This is a genomic window from Pseudoxanthomonas sp. LjRoot206 (genome assembly GCF_056175725.1).
On record NZ_JBGFFI010000002.1, the window covers coordinates 719,332 to 735,954 of the forward strand.

Below are 16,623 nucleotides of genomic sequence, written 5' to 3' on the forward strand. Positions count from 1 at the left end.
CGCGGTGATGACGGCGCCCGTGATGATCATGGCCGGCGGTACCGGCGGCCACATCTTCCCCGCACTGGCCGTGGCCAAGGTGCTGCGCGCGCGCGGCGTGCCGGTGGTGTGGCTGGGCGCGGACGGCGCGATGGAAACGCGGCTGGTGCCGCAGCACGACATCCCGCTGGACACGCTGGCCATCACCGGCCTGCGCGGCAAGGGCACGCTGGCGCTGCTGGGCGCCCCCGTGCGCGTGCTGCGTGCGATCCGCGCCGCCGGCTTCGCGGTGCGTCGCCGCGCACCGCGTGCGGTAGTCAGCTTCGGTGGCTTCGCGTCGGGCCCGGGTGGCGTGGCGGCGAAGCTGATGGGCCTACCGCTGCTGGTTCACGAACAGAACCGCGCGGCCGGCTTCACCAACCGCGTGCTGGTCAAGGTGGCGCGTCGCGTGATGACCGGATTCCCGGGGGCCTTCCCGTCGCGGGAAGAGGTCGTCGGAAATCCGGTGCGCGACGAGATCGCCGCGCTGCCGCCGCCGACCGAACGGTTCGCCGGTCGCAGCGGTCCGCTGCGCGTGCTTGTCCTCGGCGGCAGCCAGGGCGCGCGGGCACTGAATCTGGCGGTGCCGAAGGCCATCGCGACCTTGCCCGCCGGCAGCATCGACCTGCGCCACCAGTGCGGCGAGAAGCTGCGCGAAGAAGCCGCCAAGGCCTATGCCGATGCCGGCGTGGCCGCCAGCGTCGAGGCCTTCATCACCGACATGGCCGCCGCCTACGCGTGGGCGGACCTCGTGGTCTGCCGTTCCGGCGCCTCGACGCTGGCCGAACTGTGCGCGGTCGGTGTGGGCAGCGTGCTGGTGCCGTTCGCGCAGGCCGTCGACGATCACCAGACCCGCAATGCCGAATACCTGGTCGAGCGCAACGCCGCCGTGCTGCTGGAGCAGGACGACGCACTCGCCGACACGCTGGCCGCCACGCTGCGTCCGCTCATCGACGACGGTGCCAGGCGCCTCGCGATGGCGCAGGCTGCGCGCGCGCTGGCGAAACCCGATGCTGCCGACCGCATCGCCGACATCATTCTTGAGGAAGCAATCGACATGAGGACGCAGGCATGATGATGGCCGCCGCACGCGAGCGCCGCCTGCAGCACACCGGCAACCTGGCTCAAGCATTCCGCCGGGTGCACTTCGTCGGCATCGGCGGTTCCGGCATGAGCGGCATCGCCGAGGTGCTGTGCACGCTGGGCTACGAAGTGTCGGGCTCGGATAATGCCGACAACGCCTCGACCCGCCGCCTCGCCTCGCTCGGCGCGCGCGTGATGCGCGGCCACAACGCGTCCAACGTGCTCGGCACCGACTGCGTGGTGGTGTCCAGCGCGATCAAGCACGACAACCCGGAACTGATGGAAGCGCGCAGCCAGCGCATTCCGATCGTGCCGCGCGCCGCGATGCTGGCCGAGCTGATGCGCTTCCGCCGCGGCATCGCCGTCGCCGGCACGCACGGCAAGACCACCACCACCAGCCTCGCCGCCGCCGTGCTGAGCGAAGGCGGCCTGGATCCGACCTTCGTCATCGGCGGCCAGCTGCTCGCCGCCGGCGCCAACGCCAAGCTCGGCGACGGCCAGTGGCTGGTGGCCGAGGCCGACGAGAGCGACGGCAGCTTCCTGCGCCTGAATCCGCTGATCTCCATCGTGACCAACATCGATGCCGATCACCTGGAGAACTACGGCAACGACTTCGAGCGCGTGAAGGCGGCCTTCGCCGAGTTCCTGCAGCGCCTGCCGTTCTACGGACTGGCGGTGCTGTGCATCGACGATCCGGAAGTCGCCGCGATCGCGGGGGACACGCCGCGCCACGTGATGAGCTACGGCTTCGCCGAGAACGCCGACGTGCGCGCCGAGGATGTCGAGCAGGAAGGCGGGCGCATGCACTTCACCCTGCGCCTGCCGGAGGACGCCAGCATCCGCGTGAGCCTGGCGCTGCCGGGTCGCCACAACGTGTTGAACGCGCTGGCCGCGGCCGCCGTGGGCTGGCAGCTCGGCGTGTCGCCGGAGAACATCGCCGCCGCGCTGGAGAAGTTCGCCGGCATCGGCCGCCGCTTCAACGACCTCGGCGAGATCGCGACGCCGCAAGGCGCACGCGTGCAGCTGGTCGACGACTATGGCCACCATCCGAAGGAACTGGCCGCGGTGTTCGCCGCCGCACGCGGCGGCTGGCCGCACAAGCGCCTCGTGGTCGCGTTCCAGCCGCACCGCTACAGCCGTACGCGCGACCAGTTCGATGCCTTCGCCGCCGTGCTGTCCGAGGCCGATGCGCTGGTACTGAGCGAGGTGTATCCGGCCGGCGAACAGCCGATCGCCGGTGCCGACTCCAAGTCGCTGGCGCGCGCCATCCGTGCGCGTGGCCGCAACGAACCCGTCGTGGTCAGCCAGGTCAGCGACCTGGTCGACGTGCTGCGCGACGTCCTGCAGGACGGCGACCTGCTGCTGCTGATGGGCGCCGGCGACATCGGCCACATGTCGCAGCACATCGCCGCGCATGGCTTCGCCGCGAAGGATCCGGCATGAGCGCCATGACCGTGCCGCCGCTGCGCGTGACCGACGCCTCGCGCTTCGGCCGCGTCGCCGTGCTGCTGGGCGGCGTGTCCAGCGAGCGTGAGGTGTCGCTGAACTCCGGGCAGAACGTGCTCGACGCGCTGCTCGCGCGTGGCGTGCAGGCCTCTGCCGTGGACGGCGTGCCGGCGCTGGTCGAAGCGATCCGTGCGGGCAAGGTCGATCGCGTCTTCAACATTATGCACGGCGGCGATGGCGAGAACGGCGTGCTGCAAGGCCTGCTGCAGTCGCTCGGCGTGCCGTACACCGGCCCCGGCGTGCTGGGCTCCGCGCTGACGATGGACAAGATCCGCACCAAGCAGGTGTGGCAGGCCGCCGGCCTGCCCACCGCGAGCTTCGTGCGCATCGCGCCGGGAGATGATCTGGCGGCCGCGGTGCGCTCGCTTGGCTTCCCCGTGTTCGTGAAGCCGTCGGCGGAAGGCTCCAGCGTCGGCGTGTTCCAGATCCAGGGCGAAGAGGACCTGGCGCCGGCCGTCGCGTTCGCCTCGTCGTATCCCGGCGAACTGCTGGCCGAGCAGATGCTGACTGGTGGCGAATTCACCGTCGCCATCCTCGGCGAGCTGGCACTGCCGTCGGTGCGCATCGTGCCGGCGAAGGGCTGGTACGACTACCACGCCAAGTACATCGCCGAGGACACGCAGTACCTGTGCCCGGGCCTGGACGATGCCGGCGACGAAGCGCGGATGCGCGCACTGGCGCTGGATGGCTTCCGTGCCGCCGGCTGCAGCGGCTGGGGCCGCGTCGATGTGATGCGCCATGCCGACGGCCGTTTCCTGCTGATGGAAGTGAATACCGCGCCGGGCATGACCAGCCATTCGCTGGTGCCGAAGGAAGCGGCGCAGGTCGGCATCGGCTTCGAAGAACTGTGCTGGCGCATCCTCGAACAGACCCTGCCGGAGGTGGCGGGCTGATGAACGCCGCCCTGCGCATCGTGACCTGGCTGATCGCGCTGGCGCTGGTGGCGCTGCCGGTCGTGGCCGTGGTCAACGGCTGGATCGGCGCGGACCGCTGGCCGCTGTCGCGCCTGCGCGTGCAGGGCGAACTGGCGCGCGTGGATCCCGCCCAGCTGCAGGCGACGGTGCTGCCGTATGCGCGCCGCGGCTTCTTCGCGGTGCGGCTGGACGACGCCAAGCACGCCGTCGAGAAGTTGCCGTGGGTGGAACGTGCCGACGTGCGCAAGCGCTGGCCCGACGTGCTGGAAGTGCGCATCACCGAACACAAGCCGTTCGCGCGCTGGGGCAACGACAAGCTGCTGTCCGAGCACGGTCGCCTGTTCCCGATGCCGAAGGAGCTCACCGGACTGGACCTGCCGCAGCTGGGCGGCCCGGACTCGCAGGTGCAGGAAGTGACCGCGCTCTACAACGAATCGCGCCAGCTGTTCGCCCCGATGGGGCTGGACGTCACCACGCTGGTGATGGATGCGCGCGGCAGCTGGTCGCTGCTACTGGGCAACGGCACGCAGGTCGTGGTGGGCCGCACCGACGCGCGCCCGCGCCTGGGTCGCTTCGCGCGGATGCTGCCGCAACTGCTGGCCGCGCAGGCGCAGCCGCTGGTGCGCGCGGACCTGCGCTACACCAACGGATTCGCGCTCAGCTGGGGCGATACGCCGAAAGCGCCGCCGCCGGCCGCCACACCGACTCCATTGCCTGCGCCGATCGCGGTCGCAGGTCGTCTTCTGCAGGGCACTACATGAATCGCAAGGGTGACAAATCGCTGATCGTCGGGCTGGACATCGGCACCTCCAAGGTGACGGCGCTGGTCGGCGAATACGCACCGGGCAATCCGATCGAAGTGATCGGCATCGGCTCGCACGAATCGCGCGGGCTCAAGCGCGGCGTCGTGGTGGACATCGAGTCCACCGTGCAGTCGATCCAGCGCGCGATCGAGGAAGCCGAGCTGATGGCCGGCTGCGAGATCCGCTCGGTATACGCCTCGATCTCCGGCAACCACGTGCAGTGCCGCAACTCGCCCGGCATCGTGCCGATCCGCGACGGCGAAGTGACCTGGGGCGACCTGGATCGCGTGCTGGAAGCGGCGAAGGCCGTCGCGATCCCGGCCGACCAGAAGATCCTCCACGCCATCCCGCGCGAGTACAAGCTGGACAACTCGCAGGAAGGCATCCGCAACCCGGTCGGCATGACCGGCGTGCGCCTGGAGGTCGACGCGCACCTGGTGTTCTGCGCGCAGTCGGCCGCTGCCAACATCAGCAAGTGCGTGCAGCGCTGCGGCCTGCAGATCGACGACCTGATCTTCTCGTCGCTGGCCTCCAGCGTCGCCGTGCTGACCAGCGACGAGCGCGAGCTCGGCGTGGTGCTGGTCGACATGGGCGCGGGCACCACCGACCTGGCGGTGTTCGTGCAGGGCGCGATCTGCCACACGGCGTCGCTGCCGATCGCTGGCGACCAGGTGACCAACGACATCGCGCACATGCTGCGCACGCCGACACCGGAAGCCGAACAGATCAAGGTGCGCTACGCCTGCGCGCTGGCGCAGCTGGCCACGGCGGAAGAAAGCATCCAGGTGCCGAGCGTCGGCGACCGTCCGCCGCGCCGCCTGCCGCGCCATGCGCTGGCGCAGGCCGTGCAGCAGCGCTACGAGGAAATCTTCGAGATGGTGCAGGCGGAATTGCGCCGCTCCGGGTTCGAAGAGCGCGTGCGCGCCGGCATGGTGTTGACGGGCGGCGCCGCGAAGATGGAGGGCGTGGTCGAGCTGGCCGAAGAGATGCTGCAGATGCCCGTGCGCGTCGGCATCCCGCAGCACGTCACCGGCCTGGGCGAAGTGGTCGGCAATCCGGTGCACGCCACCGGCGTCGGCCTGCTGCTGATGGGCAGCCAGATAGAACATCCCCGGCGTCCGTCGTTGCCCACGGGCAAGGCGGGCAGCTGGTTCAAGAAACTGCAGAACTGGTATCGCGGCGAGTTCTGAGTGAGGCGACACCTACCGCGACGTTGAAGGCATCACGACGTTCGTTCCACCCAGCACCACATAACTAAATAAACGAGGACAAGGACATGGCACATTTCGAACTGGTTGAGAAGATGGCCCCGAATGCGGTGATCAAGGTCGTGGGCGTGGGCGGCGGCGGCGGCAACGCCGTGGCGCACATGGTCAACGGCAGCGTGGATGGCGTGGAATTCATCACCGCCAACACCGATTCGCAGGCGATCAAGAACTGCGGCGCCAAGCTGCAGCTGCAGTTGGGCAGCAACGTCACCAAGGGCCTGGGTGCCGGCGCGAATCCGGAAGTCGGCCGCCAGGCTGCCCTGGAAGACCGCGAGCGCATCATCGACGCCCTCGACGGCGCCGACATGGTGTTCATCACCGCCGGCATGGGCGGCGGCACCGGCACCGGCGCCGCGCCGGTCGTGGCGCAGCTCGCCAAGGAGATGGGCATCCTGACCGTCGCCGTGGTCACCAAGCCGTTCCCGTTCGAAGGCCGCCGCCGCATGCAGGTCGCGCTGAAGGGCATCGAGGAACTGAGCCACCACTGCGACTCGCTGATCACCATCCCGAACGAGAAGCTGATCACCGTGCTGGGCCGCAACGCCACGATGATCCAGGCCTTCCGCGCCGCCAACGACGTGCTGCTCGGCGCCGTGCAGGGCATCGCCGACCTGATCGTGCGCCCGGGCCTGATCAACGTCGACTTCGCTGACGTGCGCACCGTGATGAGCGAGATGGGCCTGGCCATGATGGGCACCGGCTCCGCCCGCGGCGACGACCGCGCGCAGGCCGCCGCCGAGGCCGCGATCCAGAACCCGCTGCTGGACGACGTCAACCTCAACGGCGCCAACGGCATCCTGGTCAACATCACCGCCGGTCCGGACTTCACCATGGCCGAGTTCGACGAAGTGGGCCGCACCATCGAAGGCTTCGCCTCGGAAGACGCGACCGTGGTCGTCGGCACCGTGCTGGACCCGGACATGCAGGACGAAGTGCGCGTGACCGTGGTCGCCACCGGCCTGAACCGCAACGCCGCCCGCCAGCCGGTCGGCCGTGGCGGCGACCTGCGCGAGCCGATGCGCGCGCCGATCAAGCTGGTTCGCGACGCGACCACCGGTATGCCGATCGACGATGGTTTCTCGATGGACCCGATCGGCGCCGCCACCAGCGGCCTGGGCCTGCGTCGCGGCTCGGCTTCGCCCGCGCCGTCTGCCCCGGCGTCCACGCCGGTATCGGCCGAGCTGCCGTCGGACTACCTGGATATCCCGGCGTTCCTGCGCCGCCAGGCGGACTGATGTGACGTACCCCTTCCCTCGCAGGCGAGGGAAGGAGGGGATCGGTGTCGCGCAACGCTGCCCGGGTTCGACAAAGCAACGACAGGTCGAGGCTCAGTCTCCGCTGCGCGCCCACCCCAACCCTCTCCTCGGGGGGGGGCGCAGATGATGTGCCGTTCCATCGCCATGTCCCTTCGCTGCCGGACCTTCGCCGGTCCGGCAGCCCTTTCCCGACGGCCCTAGCAGACCGTTGTTGCAGGGGTGGGACAGATCGGTTCTTCCGTTAAGATTCAGTGGTCTGCGTGATATTCTCGCTGCCCGCTCAGGTTCCCCCCACCTGCGATTCCTCCTCATGGCCCAGCAACGCACCCTCAAGAACGTGATCCGCGCGACGGGCGTGGGGCTGCACAGTGGCGAAAAGGTCTACATGACCCTGCGCCCGGCCCCCGTGGATACCGGCATCGTGTTCCGGCGCATCGATCTGTCGCCGGTGGTGGAGATTCCCGCGAGTGCGGAGCTGGTCACCGAGACCACGCTGTGCACCGGCCTGACCTGCGAAGGCGCCAAGGTGCAGACCGTCGAGCACCTGATGTCGGCGATGGCCGGCCTGGGCGTCGACAACGCGTATGTGGAACTGTCCTCGGCCGAGCTGCCGATCATGGACGGCTCCGCGGGTCCGTTCGTGTTCCTGATCCAGTCCGCCGGCATCGCCGAGCAGGACGCCCCCAAGCGTTTCATCCGCATCGTCCGCCCGGTCGAAGTCAACGAGGGCGACAAGGTGGCGCGCTTCGAGCCGTACGACGGTTTCAAGCTGGGCTTCACCGTCAAGTTCGACCACCCGATGATCCCGGCCTCGCAGTCGCGGGCGGAGGTGGACTTCTCCACCGGCGCCTACGTGAAGGAAGTCGCGCGCGCGCGCACCTTCGGCTTCATGCGCGACCTGGAGTACATGCGCGAGCGCAACCTCGGCCTCGGTGGTTCGATGGACAACGCCATCGTGCTGGACGAGTTCCGCGTGCTGAACGAGGACGGCCTGCGCTACACGGACGAGTTCGTCCGCCACAAGATCCTCGACGCCATCGGCGACCTCTACCTCGCCGGCCGGCCGATCTTGGGCGCGTACGAGGGCTTCAAGTCGGGCCATGCGCTCAACAACAAGCTGGTCCGCGCGTTGCTGGCGGAGACCTCGGCCTGGGAAGAAGTGACCTTCGAGGACCGCGCCACGCCGTCCCCGCTCACGTATGCGACGCCTGCCCTGGCCATCTGAGACCCCCGTTCCGTCGGAACGGTGACCCCGCTGTCGCCCGGTTTCCCCATCCCGTCACGTGCTGGCATGGGATTGGTTACGCTTGTGCGAAAGTGTGATGTGTGTCGGATTCCGGGCCGGATCCTAACGGATCGTTAACTTCTGGCTAACGCCCCGACCGGCGGTGGCCGGTACCATGCCCCGTCCTTCGTGATGGCCGGGTCAAATTTTTCGCCGCCCACGATGACCGCCCTGCGGGGTGGGGGCACCGGCGGAGTCCGGGGCCGACAGGAGGTCGAGGGCCGCTTGCAGCCCTTTGCGGGACGCCTCCGATACGGGTACGACCGGGTCCTGCGCAGGCTTCATCGGCGGCGCGAGGCTCGTCTTGGCGGTGACTTCGGTGACCGCCAGTCCGATGGATTGGGCCACGTTGATCAATTCGGGTGCCGCCAGGCGAAGCCGGGCGTTCCACACGGGGGAGTCGACGATAAAAACGAGCCGTTTGCCCGCCACGTTCGCCAACCGGCAATGCGGCGCCAGGGCAGGCGGAAGGCAGGGGCGAAGCTGCTGTTCCAAGGCGTCGAGCCACATGGCACGACGTACCGGGTCGGTGGCGGCATCCGTCAAGGCAGCCTGCAGAGCAGGTTGCGCGGTGCCGGTACGGCGCGGCTTGGACTTCGAATCAGACATCGGTATCTATGAGCTTTAAGACCATCGTAAACAATTCGCGTACCTGGTGGGCCCATGCGTCCGCCCATGGTGCCTACCGCCTCCGCCTCGCGTTCCATGCGCGTCCGCTGGCCAGTGCCGCGGTGCTGGTCGCCGCCGGCCTGCTGCTCGGTGCGGCCGGGCGCAGCGCCGCCGGCATGGGTCAGGTCTCGATGCTGCAGGCCAAGGCCGACCAGCGCGACGCCGAGCTGGACCAGGTGCGCCGTGGCGCGCAGCAGGAAATCAACGCCATGTCGGCACGCCTCGGCGAGCTGCAGGCGCAGGCCAACCGCCTGAATGCCCTCGGCGAACGCCTGACCCGCGTGGGCCAGCTGCAGGACGGCGAGTTCGACTTCAACGAGCCGGTCGGCGTCGGCGGCAACGACGTCTCCTACGACATGAAGCCGGCCGACCTGAAGGAAGGCGTGGACAAGCTGGAGCAGCAGTTCGCCGCCTCCGGCCGCCAGCTGTCGGTCCTGGAAGCGCTGCTGTTCAACCGCGAACTGGACAAGAACGCGACGCCGGGCCGCATGCCGATCGCCAACAGCTACATCACCTCCGGCTTCGGCGGCCGCGCCGATCCGTTCGGCGGCGGTGGCCAGAACCACAAGGGCATCGACTTCAAGGCGCGCGTGGGCGACCCCGTGCTGTCGGTGGCCGACGGCGTGGTCAGCTTCGCCGGCGTGAAGGGCGGTTACGGCAACGTCATCGACGTCGACCACGGCAACGGCTACGTCACCCGCTATGCGCACAACTCGCGCCTCAGCGTGCGTGCGGGCGATCTGGTCCGCGTGGGTCAGGAAGTCGCCAAGGCGGGCTCGACCGGCCGTTCGACCGGTGCGCACGTGCATTTCGAGGTGTGGGAGAACGGGCGCGTGGTCAATCCGCGCAAGTTCCTGGGCGAAGGCCCGACGCCGGTAGGGCAGATCACGCGCGGCTGAATCGCGCGGAACCAATCGGGGATGGGGCGGTCTGACGGCCCGCCTTGATTCCCCGGGCGGCGCCCCAAGCTACAATACGGTGTTGCCAGACAGGGCGCCTTGCGCCCTGTTTCGTTTTGGGGGCGCACACGCTGCGCCGCCCCGGCGTTCCCTTCCTTTCCGGTTCCCTACATGATCAACAACCTGCTCACCCGTGTCTTCGGCAGCCGCAACGAGCGCCTGCTCAAGCAGCTGCACCGCACCGTCGACAAGATCAACGCGCTGGAAGCGGAGCTGCAGAAGCTCACCGACGAGCAGCTGAAGGCCAAGACGCCGGAGTTCCAGCAGCGCATCGCGGGCGGGGAATCGCTCGACAAGATCCTCCCCGAAGCCTTCGCGGTCTGCCGCGAGGCCAGCCGCCGAGTGCTGGGCATGCGCCACTACGACGTGCAGCTGATCGGCGGCATGGTGCTGCACCTGGGCAAGATCGCGGAAATGCGCACCGGCGAAGGCAAGACGCTGGTCGCCACGCTGCCGACCTACCTCAATGCGCTGGAAGGCAAGGGCGTGCACGTCGTCACCGTGAACGACTACCTGGCCCGCCGCGACTCGGCCTGGATGGGCCGCCTGTACAACTGGCTGGGCCTGAGCGTCGGCGTGGTCTATCCGGGCATGCCGCACGGCGACAAGCAGGGCGCCTACGCCGCCGACATCACCTACGGTACCAACAACGAATTCGGCTTCGACTACCTGCGCGACAACATGGCGATGTCGCGCGCCGACCGCTTCCAGCGCGGCCTGCACTACGCCATCGTCGACGAAGTCGACTCCATCCTGATCGACGAAGCGCGCACCCCGCTGATCATCTCCGGCCCGGCCGACGAATCGCCGGAGCTGTACATCCGCGTCAACCGCATCGTGCCCCAGCTGATCAAGCAGACGGAAGAGGAAGGCGAGGGCGACTACTGGGTCGACGAGAAAGGCAAGCAGGTGCACCTGTCCGAAGCGGGCATGGAGCACGCCGAGGAACTGCTGCTGCAGGCCGGCATCATCAGCGAGGAAGAACCGCTGTACGGCGCCAACAACCTGTCGGTCGTGCACCACCTCAATGCCGCGCTGCGCGCGCACGCCATCTACCAGCGCGACGTCGACTACATCGTGCGCGATGGCGAAGTGGTCATCGTCGACGAGTTCACCGGCCGTACGCTGGCGGGCCGCCGCTGGTCCGACGGCCTGCACCAGGCGGTCGAGGCGAAGGAAGGCGTGCCGGTCCAGCGCGAGAACCAGACGCTGGCGAGCGTGACGTTCCAGAACCTGTTCCGCATGTACAACAAGCTGTCCGGCATGACCGGCACGGCCGATACCGAAGCCTTCGAGTTCCAGAGCATCTACGGCCTGGAAGTGATCGTCATCCCGACCAACCGCCCGACCGTGCGCAAGGATTCGCCGGACCAGGTGTTCCTCAACCGCCAGGGCAAGTTCAAGGCGGTGCTGGCCGACATCCAGGACTGCTACCAGCGCGGGCAGCCGGTGCTGGTGGGCACGACGTCGATCGAGACGTCGGAGATGCTGTCCGACTTCCTCAACAAGGCGGGCGTGCCGCACGAAGTGCTCAACGCCAAGCAGCACGAGCGCGAAGCGCACATCGTGGCGCAGGCGGGTCGTCCGGGCGCGATCACCATCGCCACCAACATGGCGGGCCGCGGTACCGACATCGTGCTGGGCGGTTCGCTGGAAGCCGAGTACGAAACGCTGGGCGAAGACGCCGATGACGCCGCGCGCGCCGCGGTGAAGGCCGACTGGCAGCAGCGCCACGACGCGGTGAAGGCCGCCGGCGGCCTGCACATCGTCGGCACCGAACGCCACGAGTCGCGCCGCATCGACAACCAGCTGCGCGGCCGTTCGGGACGCCAGGGCGACCCGGGCTCGTCCCGCTTCTACCTGTCGCTGGAAGACAACCTGATGCGCATCTTCGCCTCGGACTGGGTCCAGAAGGCGATGAAGCTGATCGGCATGAAGGAAGACGACGTCATCGAGGACAAGCTGGTCAGCCGGCAGATCGAGAAGGCGCAGCGCAAGGTGGAAGCGCACAACTTCGACATCCGCAAGAACCTGCTGGACTTCGACGACGTCAACAACGACCAGCGCAAGGTGATCTACGCCCAGCGCGACGAACTGCTCGACGCGGAGTCGGTGAAGGACAACATCGACGGCATCCGCGGCGACGTGGTCGCCGAAACGGTGTCCCGCTTCGTGCCGCTGAACTCGGTGGACGAGCAGTGGGACCTGCGCGGCCTGGAAAGCGAACTGGGCGAGGAAATGGGTGCGGAGATCCCCGTGACCCGCTGGCGCGAAGAGACCGACGATCTCGACGCCGAGACGATCGAGCGCCGCGTGCAGGACGCGATGGACCGGCACTTCGCCGACAAGGAAGCGGCGATCGGCGGCGAGACCATGCGCGCGCTGGAAAAGCACATCATGCTGACCGTGCTCGACAAGAACTGGAAGGAGCACCTGGCGCGCATGGATTACCTGCGCCAGGGCATCCACCTGCGCGGTTACGCGCAGAAGCAGCCGAAGCAGGAGTACAAGAAGGAAGCCTTCGAGCTGTTCTCCAGCATGCTGGAACGGGTGAAGAGCGAAGTGGTCACGCTGCTGTCGCGCGTGCGCATCCGCAGCGAGGAGGAGGTCGCGGCGCTGGAAGCACAGGAGCGCGCCATGGCCGAGGCGCAGGCCCGGCAGATGCAGTACCAGCACCAGGATGCGGGTGGCTACGGCGCCGACGAGGAAGCCGAGGAAGCGCAGCGCCTGGCCGCGGCCCAGGGCGGCTATGTGCAGTCCGGTCCGATGCCGGCAGACCGCGATGCGCCCAAGGTCGGCCGCAACGACCCGTGCCCCTGCGGCAGTGGCAAGAAGTTCAAGCACTGCCACGGCCAGCTGGCCTGAGGCATCGCCGCACGTTCGACGGAAAGGCCGCGCATTGCGCGGCCTTTTCTTTGGCGCCACGCCGGGCAAGGACGATTTGCGTCTACCGGCTGGTTCCCGGCAAGCTTCCTCCATGCCGACCCCGTTGCGCTCGATCCACGTCATGGCCGCCGTCATCAGCGACGCGCGCGGCCGCATCCTGCTCGCCCGCCGTACGGAGGGGCGCGACCTGGCCGGGCGGTGGGAATTTCCCGGCGGCAAGCTGGAGCCGGGCGAAAGCGCCGAGGACGCGCTGGTGCGCGAACTGCGCGAGGAACTGGGTATCGAGGCTCGCGTGGGCGACCACGTCATCAGCGTGCCGCAGCAATACCCCGACAAGCGCCTGTGCCTGGAAGTGCGCCACCTGACCGGTTGGACCGGCACGCCGCGCGGCCACGAAGGCCAGGCGCTGGCCTGGGTCGCGCCCGACAAGCTGATGCGCTACGACATGCCGCCGGCCGACCGGCCGGTGGTGGCGGCGCTGCTGCAGCCGGACCGCTATCTGGTCACGCCGGAGCCGGAAGATCCGGCTCGCTGGCTGGCCGGCCTGGAGCGGGCATTGTCGCAGGGCATCCGCCGTGTGCAGCTGCGTGCGCGTCACCTGTCCGGCGACGCGTGGCAGGCGCTGGCACGGCAGGCCGTCGCACGCTGCCGCGACGCGGGCGCCGAGGTGCTGCTCAATGGCGACATCGAGCTGGCGCGCGAGCTTCAGGTCGGCGTGCAGCTGCGTGCCTCGCAACTCGCGTCCCTGGACGCGCGGCCGTTGCCACACGGCCTGCCGGTGGCGGCGTCCTGCCACACCCCGGCGGAGCTGCAGCAGGCACAGGCACTGGGGTGCGACTTCGCCGTGGTGGGCAGCGTCCTCCCCACCCCCAGCCATCCGGGCGGTCAAGCGCTGGGGTGGCCCGGCTTTGTCCACCTGCGCGAAGGCGTGTCGCTGCCGATCTACGCCATCGGCGGCATGACGCCCACGGACATCGATGAGGCGCGGCGGCATGGCGCGCAAGGGATCGCGGCGATCCGCGGGTTGTGGTCGGCGACATAACGCGGCGTGGAACCTCCTCGATCGCATGCATGGTCAGCCCCCCAATGCGACATGCTCTGCAGGAGCGCCCTCGGGCGCGATGCTTTCAGGTCCGTGCTGGAAGAGCATCGCGGGCATGGCCCGCTCCTACAAAGCGATGTGTGGGATCCGGTTTTGCAGGAGCGCCCTCGGGCGCGATGCTTTCAGGTCCGTGTGGGCAAGAGCATCGCGGCCATGGCCCGCTCCTACAAGGCGGCGCGGCACGCTCTGTAGGAGCGCCCTCGGGCGACGCTTTCAGGTCCGTGTGGGCAAGAGCATCGCGGGCATGGCCCGCTCCTACAAGGCGGCGCGGTAGGCTCTGTAGGAGCGCCCTCGGGCGCGATGCTCTCCGGTCAGCGTTCGAGGCGCGTCACGGGCATCGCTCGCTCTTTCATCTGACGGTTCAGCGCGGTGATGTCTGATGTTCATGCCGAACGCCAGCCGGGAAGGTGGATCGCATGCCTCTTTCCGCCTTCCCGCACGCCGGTCATGCGGCGCTCCGGCGCCATCGTCTGCATCTGCCAGGTCATGTGTACCTGGCGACCGCGACCACGCCGGCGCGCCAACCCTTGTTCAGTGACTTCTTGCCGACCTGTGCGGCCGCGCGTCGCCATCTCGACACGGACGTCAGCCGCGAGTCGCGCCTGCTGGCGTGGGTGCTGATGCCCGACCACGGGCATTGGCTGATCCAGGTCGGCAACGGCGATCACCTCGCGTTGATCATGAACCGGATCAAGTCCGCCACCGCGCGTGCCTACAACCAGCAGGCTCTGCGTACCGGTGCGGTCTGGGCGCGCGCGTATCACGAACGTTTGTTGCGTGGGGACGATGATGTAAAGGGTGCGGCGCGTTATCTGGTCGCCAATCCCGTCAGGGCAGGGCTGGTGCAGCGCGTGGGCGACTACCCGTTCTGGGACGCGATGTGGATTGGAGATCGCGTGCCGATAGGGCTGTAAGAGGACCCTCAGAGGCGATGCTTCCTCGGCCGTGCTGGAAGAGCATCGCGGGCATGGCCCGCTCCTACAAGGCTGCGCGGCGCGGCGTGATCTGTAGGAGCGCCCTGGGGCGCGATGCTTTCAGGTCCGTGCTGGAGGGGCATCGCGGGCATGGCCCGCTCCTGCAAAGCGGCGCGGCGTGATCTGTAGGAGCGCCCTGGGGCGCGATGCTTTCCGGTCCGTGCTGGAAGAGTATCGCGGGCATGGCCCGCTCCTACAAAGCGGCGCGGCGTGATCTGTAGGAGCGCCCTCGGGCGCGATGCTTTCAGGTCCGTATGGGAAAGCGCATTGCGGGCATGGCCCGCTCCTACAAGGCGGCGCGGCGCGGCACGCTCCTACAAGGCTGCGGGATCGGGGTCTGGGCGAGTGCCGGTGGCCAAGGCGATATAGCGCCGATGCAGTGTGTCGGCGGCGTTTCGCAGATGCGCGATGTCGCCGTCGTTGACGACGATGTCGTCGGCCAGCGCCAGTCGGTCCGCACGCGAGGCCTGCGCGGCCATCATCTGCTCTGCCAGCGCGGCATCGATGCCGTCACGCTGCATCAGCCGTGCCTTCTGCACGGCGGGTGGCGTGTCGACTACCAGGATGCGGTGCAGCCAGGGATAGTTCGCCCGGCCGCCGCCTTCGGCCAGCAGCGGGATCATCGCGATCGCGTACGGGCTGGCGGCCGCCCGGCAGATTTCTTCCAGCCGCACGCGGATGGCCGGGTGCAGGATCGCTTCCAGCGCGCGGCGCTCCGCATCGTTGCCGAACACGCGCACGCGCAGCGCCGCGCGATCGAGCTGGCCATCCGCCTGCAACACGCCGGGTCCGAAATGCTCGACCACGGCGGCCAGCGCAGGCGCGCCCGGCCGCACCACCTCGCGCGCCAGCAGGTCGGCATCCGCCACGACGATGCCGTGCGCGGCGAACGCCTTCTCCAGCGCGCTCTTGCCCGAGGCGATGCCGCCGGTCAGTCCGATGAAGTAGTCGCTCATGGGCGGATTATGGGCCTGCCGGGCAGGAGATCGCCGCGTCGGCCGGTCGCTTACGCCAGGCCGACGAGTCGCATGTAGGTGTCGATGATCTGGTTCGGTCCCCACATGAAGACGATCCAGCCGGCGATGGCGAGATACGGCCCGAACGGGATCCGCGTGCCGCGATCGCGACCCATGATCAGCAGCCAGAGGGAACCGATGACCGCGCCCACCACCGACGAGATCATGATGACGGGCAGCACGCCGTTCAATCCCACCCAGGCGCCCAGCGCGGCCAGCAGCTTGAAGTCGCCGCGACCCATGCCTTCCTCGGGATCCTTCACGCGCTTGATGACCACCTGGTACTGCTTGAAGGTGGCATTGACCAGCCACAGGCTGGTGAAGCCCGCGATCGCGCCCAGCACGGCAGGCTTGGCCGACATGTAGAGATTGTCCAGGCTGCCGATCAGCCCCAGCCACATCAGGGGCAGGGTCAACTGGTCCGGCAACAGTCGCGTGCGCAGGTCGATGCCGCTCAGTGCCACCAGGTAGCAGCTCAGCAAGGCCGCGCCGAAGCCCTGCCAGCCGAAGCCGAAGCGCCACACCGAGGCCACCGCCAGCACGGCGGTCAGCAGTTCGACCAGCGGGTACTGCGGCGAGATGGGGGCCTTGCAGTGCCGGCACTTGCCGCGCAGCACCAGCCAGCTGAACAGCGGGATGTTCTCGTACCAGGACAGCGCGGTCTTGCAGTGCGGGCAGTGCGAGCGTTCGACCACGATGCCGGGCGGCGGCGGATCGTACAGCTCCGGCTCCTCCAGCACTTCACGCGCGTCGCGCTTCCACTCCCACTCCAGCCGCCGCGGCAGCCGCAGGATGACCACGTTGAGGAAGCTGCCCACCAGCAGGCCGAGACCTGCGACTACCGGATATCCCAGTTCGGGGTGCTGATCGAGGAACGCCACGTA

14 protein-coding genes are annotated in these 16,623 nt (G+C 68.5%); 11 read left to right on the forward strand and 3 right to left on the reverse strand.

Annotated elements, in window-relative coordinates:
- Positions 1–7: 7 nt before the first annotated feature.
- The 7 genes from murG (at position 8) to lpxC (ending at position 8,073) form a co-directional block, all read left to right on the forward strand.
- The gene (murG, locus tag AC04MD_RS08105) at positions 8–1,093 is read left to right on the forward strand and encodes an undecaprenyldiphospho-muramoylpentapeptide beta-N-acetylglucosaminyltransferase (protein ID WP_475496771.1); all 1,086 of its coding nucleotides are present in this window, start codon (positions 8–10) and stop codon (positions 1,091–1,093) included.
- Positions 1,093–2,544 carry a UDP-N-acetylmuramate--L-alanine ligase gene (gene murC / locus AC04MD_RS08110; protein ID WP_475496979.1) on the forward strand — a complete coding sequence of 484 codons (1,452 nt, stop codon included), beginning with the start codon at positions 1,093–1,095 and terminating at the stop codon, positions 2,542–2,544. Before murG ends, murC begins: the two co-directional genes overlap by 1 nt.
- Positions 2,541–3,500: a D-alanine--D-alanine ligase gene (locus AC04MD_RS08115; RefSeq protein WP_475496772.1), complete on the forward strand. Its 960-nt coding sequence runs from the start codon at positions 2,541–2,543 to the stop codon at positions 3,498–3,500. The genes murC and AC04MD_RS08115 overlap by 4 nt, the downstream gene beginning before the upstream one ends.
- Entirely contained in the window at positions 3,500–4,282 is a 783-nt protein-coding gene (locus tag AC04MD_RS08120; RefSeq protein WP_475496773.1) for a cell division protein FtsQ/DivIB, read from the forward strand. Before AC04MD_RS08115 ends, AC04MD_RS08120 begins: the two co-directional genes overlap by 1 nt.
- Positions 4,279–5,514, forward strand: coding sequence for a cell division protein FtsA (gene ftsA / locus AC04MD_RS08125; RefSeq protein ID WP_055940270.1), 1,236 nt, complete (start codon positions 4,279–4,281; stop codon positions 5,512–5,514). The genes AC04MD_RS08120 and ftsA overlap by 4 nt, the downstream gene beginning before the upstream one ends.
- A gap of 86 nt (positions 5,515–5,600) precedes the next feature.
- On the forward strand, positions 5,601–6,827 hold the full coding sequence (ftsZ, locus tag AC04MD_RS08130) for a cell division protein FtsZ (protein ID WP_475496774.1): 1,227 nt from the start codon (positions 5,601–5,603) through the stop codon (positions 6,825–6,827).
- A gap of 331 nt (positions 6,828–7,158) precedes the next feature.
- Positions 7,159–8,073: a UDP-3-O-acyl-N-acetylglucosamine deacetylase gene (lpxC, locus tag AC04MD_RS08135; RefSeq protein WP_475496775.1), complete on the forward strand. Its 915-nt coding sequence runs from the start codon at positions 7,159–7,161 to the stop codon at positions 8,071–8,073.
- A 201-nt stretch (positions 8,074–8,274) separates the two neighbouring features.
- Here lpxC and AC04MD_RS08140 read toward each other — a convergent pair whose 3' ends face one another.
- Positions 8,275–8,742 carry a DciA family protein gene (locus AC04MD_RS08140; protein WP_475496776.1) on the reverse strand — a complete coding sequence of 156 codons (468 nt, stop codon included), beginning with the start codon at positions 8,740–8,742 and terminating at the stop codon, positions 8,275–8,277.
- Between the two features lie 8 nt (positions 8,743–8,750).
- Here AC04MD_RS08140 and AC04MD_RS08145 point away from each other — a divergent pair, with 8 nt between their 5' ends.
- The 4 genes from AC04MD_RS08145 (at position 8,751) to AC04MD_RS08160 (ending at position 14,663) form a co-directional block, all read left to right on the forward strand.
- A complete protein-coding gene (locus tag AC04MD_RS08145) occupies positions 8,751–9,701 on the forward strand; it encodes a peptidoglycan DD-metalloendopeptidase family protein (protein WP_475496777.1) in 951 nt (316 codons plus the stop codon).
- A 171-nt stretch (positions 9,702–9,872) separates the two neighbouring features.
- On the forward strand, positions 9,873–12,626 hold the full coding sequence (gene secA / locus AC04MD_RS08150) for a preprotein translocase subunit SecA (protein WP_475496778.1): 2,754 nt from the start codon (positions 9,873–9,875) through the stop codon (positions 12,624–12,626).
- Positions 12,627–12,738: 112 nt separating this feature from the next.
- Positions 12,739–13,689 carry a Nudix family hydrolase gene (locus AC04MD_RS08155; protein ID WP_475496779.1) on the forward strand — a complete coding sequence of 317 codons (951 nt, stop codon included), beginning with the start codon at positions 12,739–12,741 and terminating at the stop codon, positions 13,687–13,689.
- A 476-nt stretch (positions 13,690–14,165) separates the two neighbouring features.
- Entirely contained in the window at positions 14,166–14,663 is a 498-nt protein-coding gene (locus AC04MD_RS08160; protein ID WP_475496780.1) for an REP-associated tyrosine transposase, read from the forward strand.
- A 374-nt stretch (positions 14,664–15,037) separates the two neighbouring features.
- Here AC04MD_RS08160 and coaE read toward each other — a convergent pair whose 3' ends face one another.
- Positions 15,038–15,679: a dephospho-CoA kinase gene (coaE, locus tag AC04MD_RS08165; RefSeq protein ID WP_475496781.1), complete on the reverse strand. Its 642-nt coding sequence runs from the start codon at positions 15,677–15,679 to the stop codon at positions 15,038–15,040.
- 50 nt (positions 15,680–15,729) lie between these two features.
- Entirely contained in the window at positions 15,730–16,620 is an 891-nt protein-coding gene (locus AC04MD_RS08170; protein ID WP_475496782.1) for a prepilin peptidase, read from the reverse strand.
- Between the last annotated feature and the right edge of the window lie 3 nt (positions 16,621–16,623).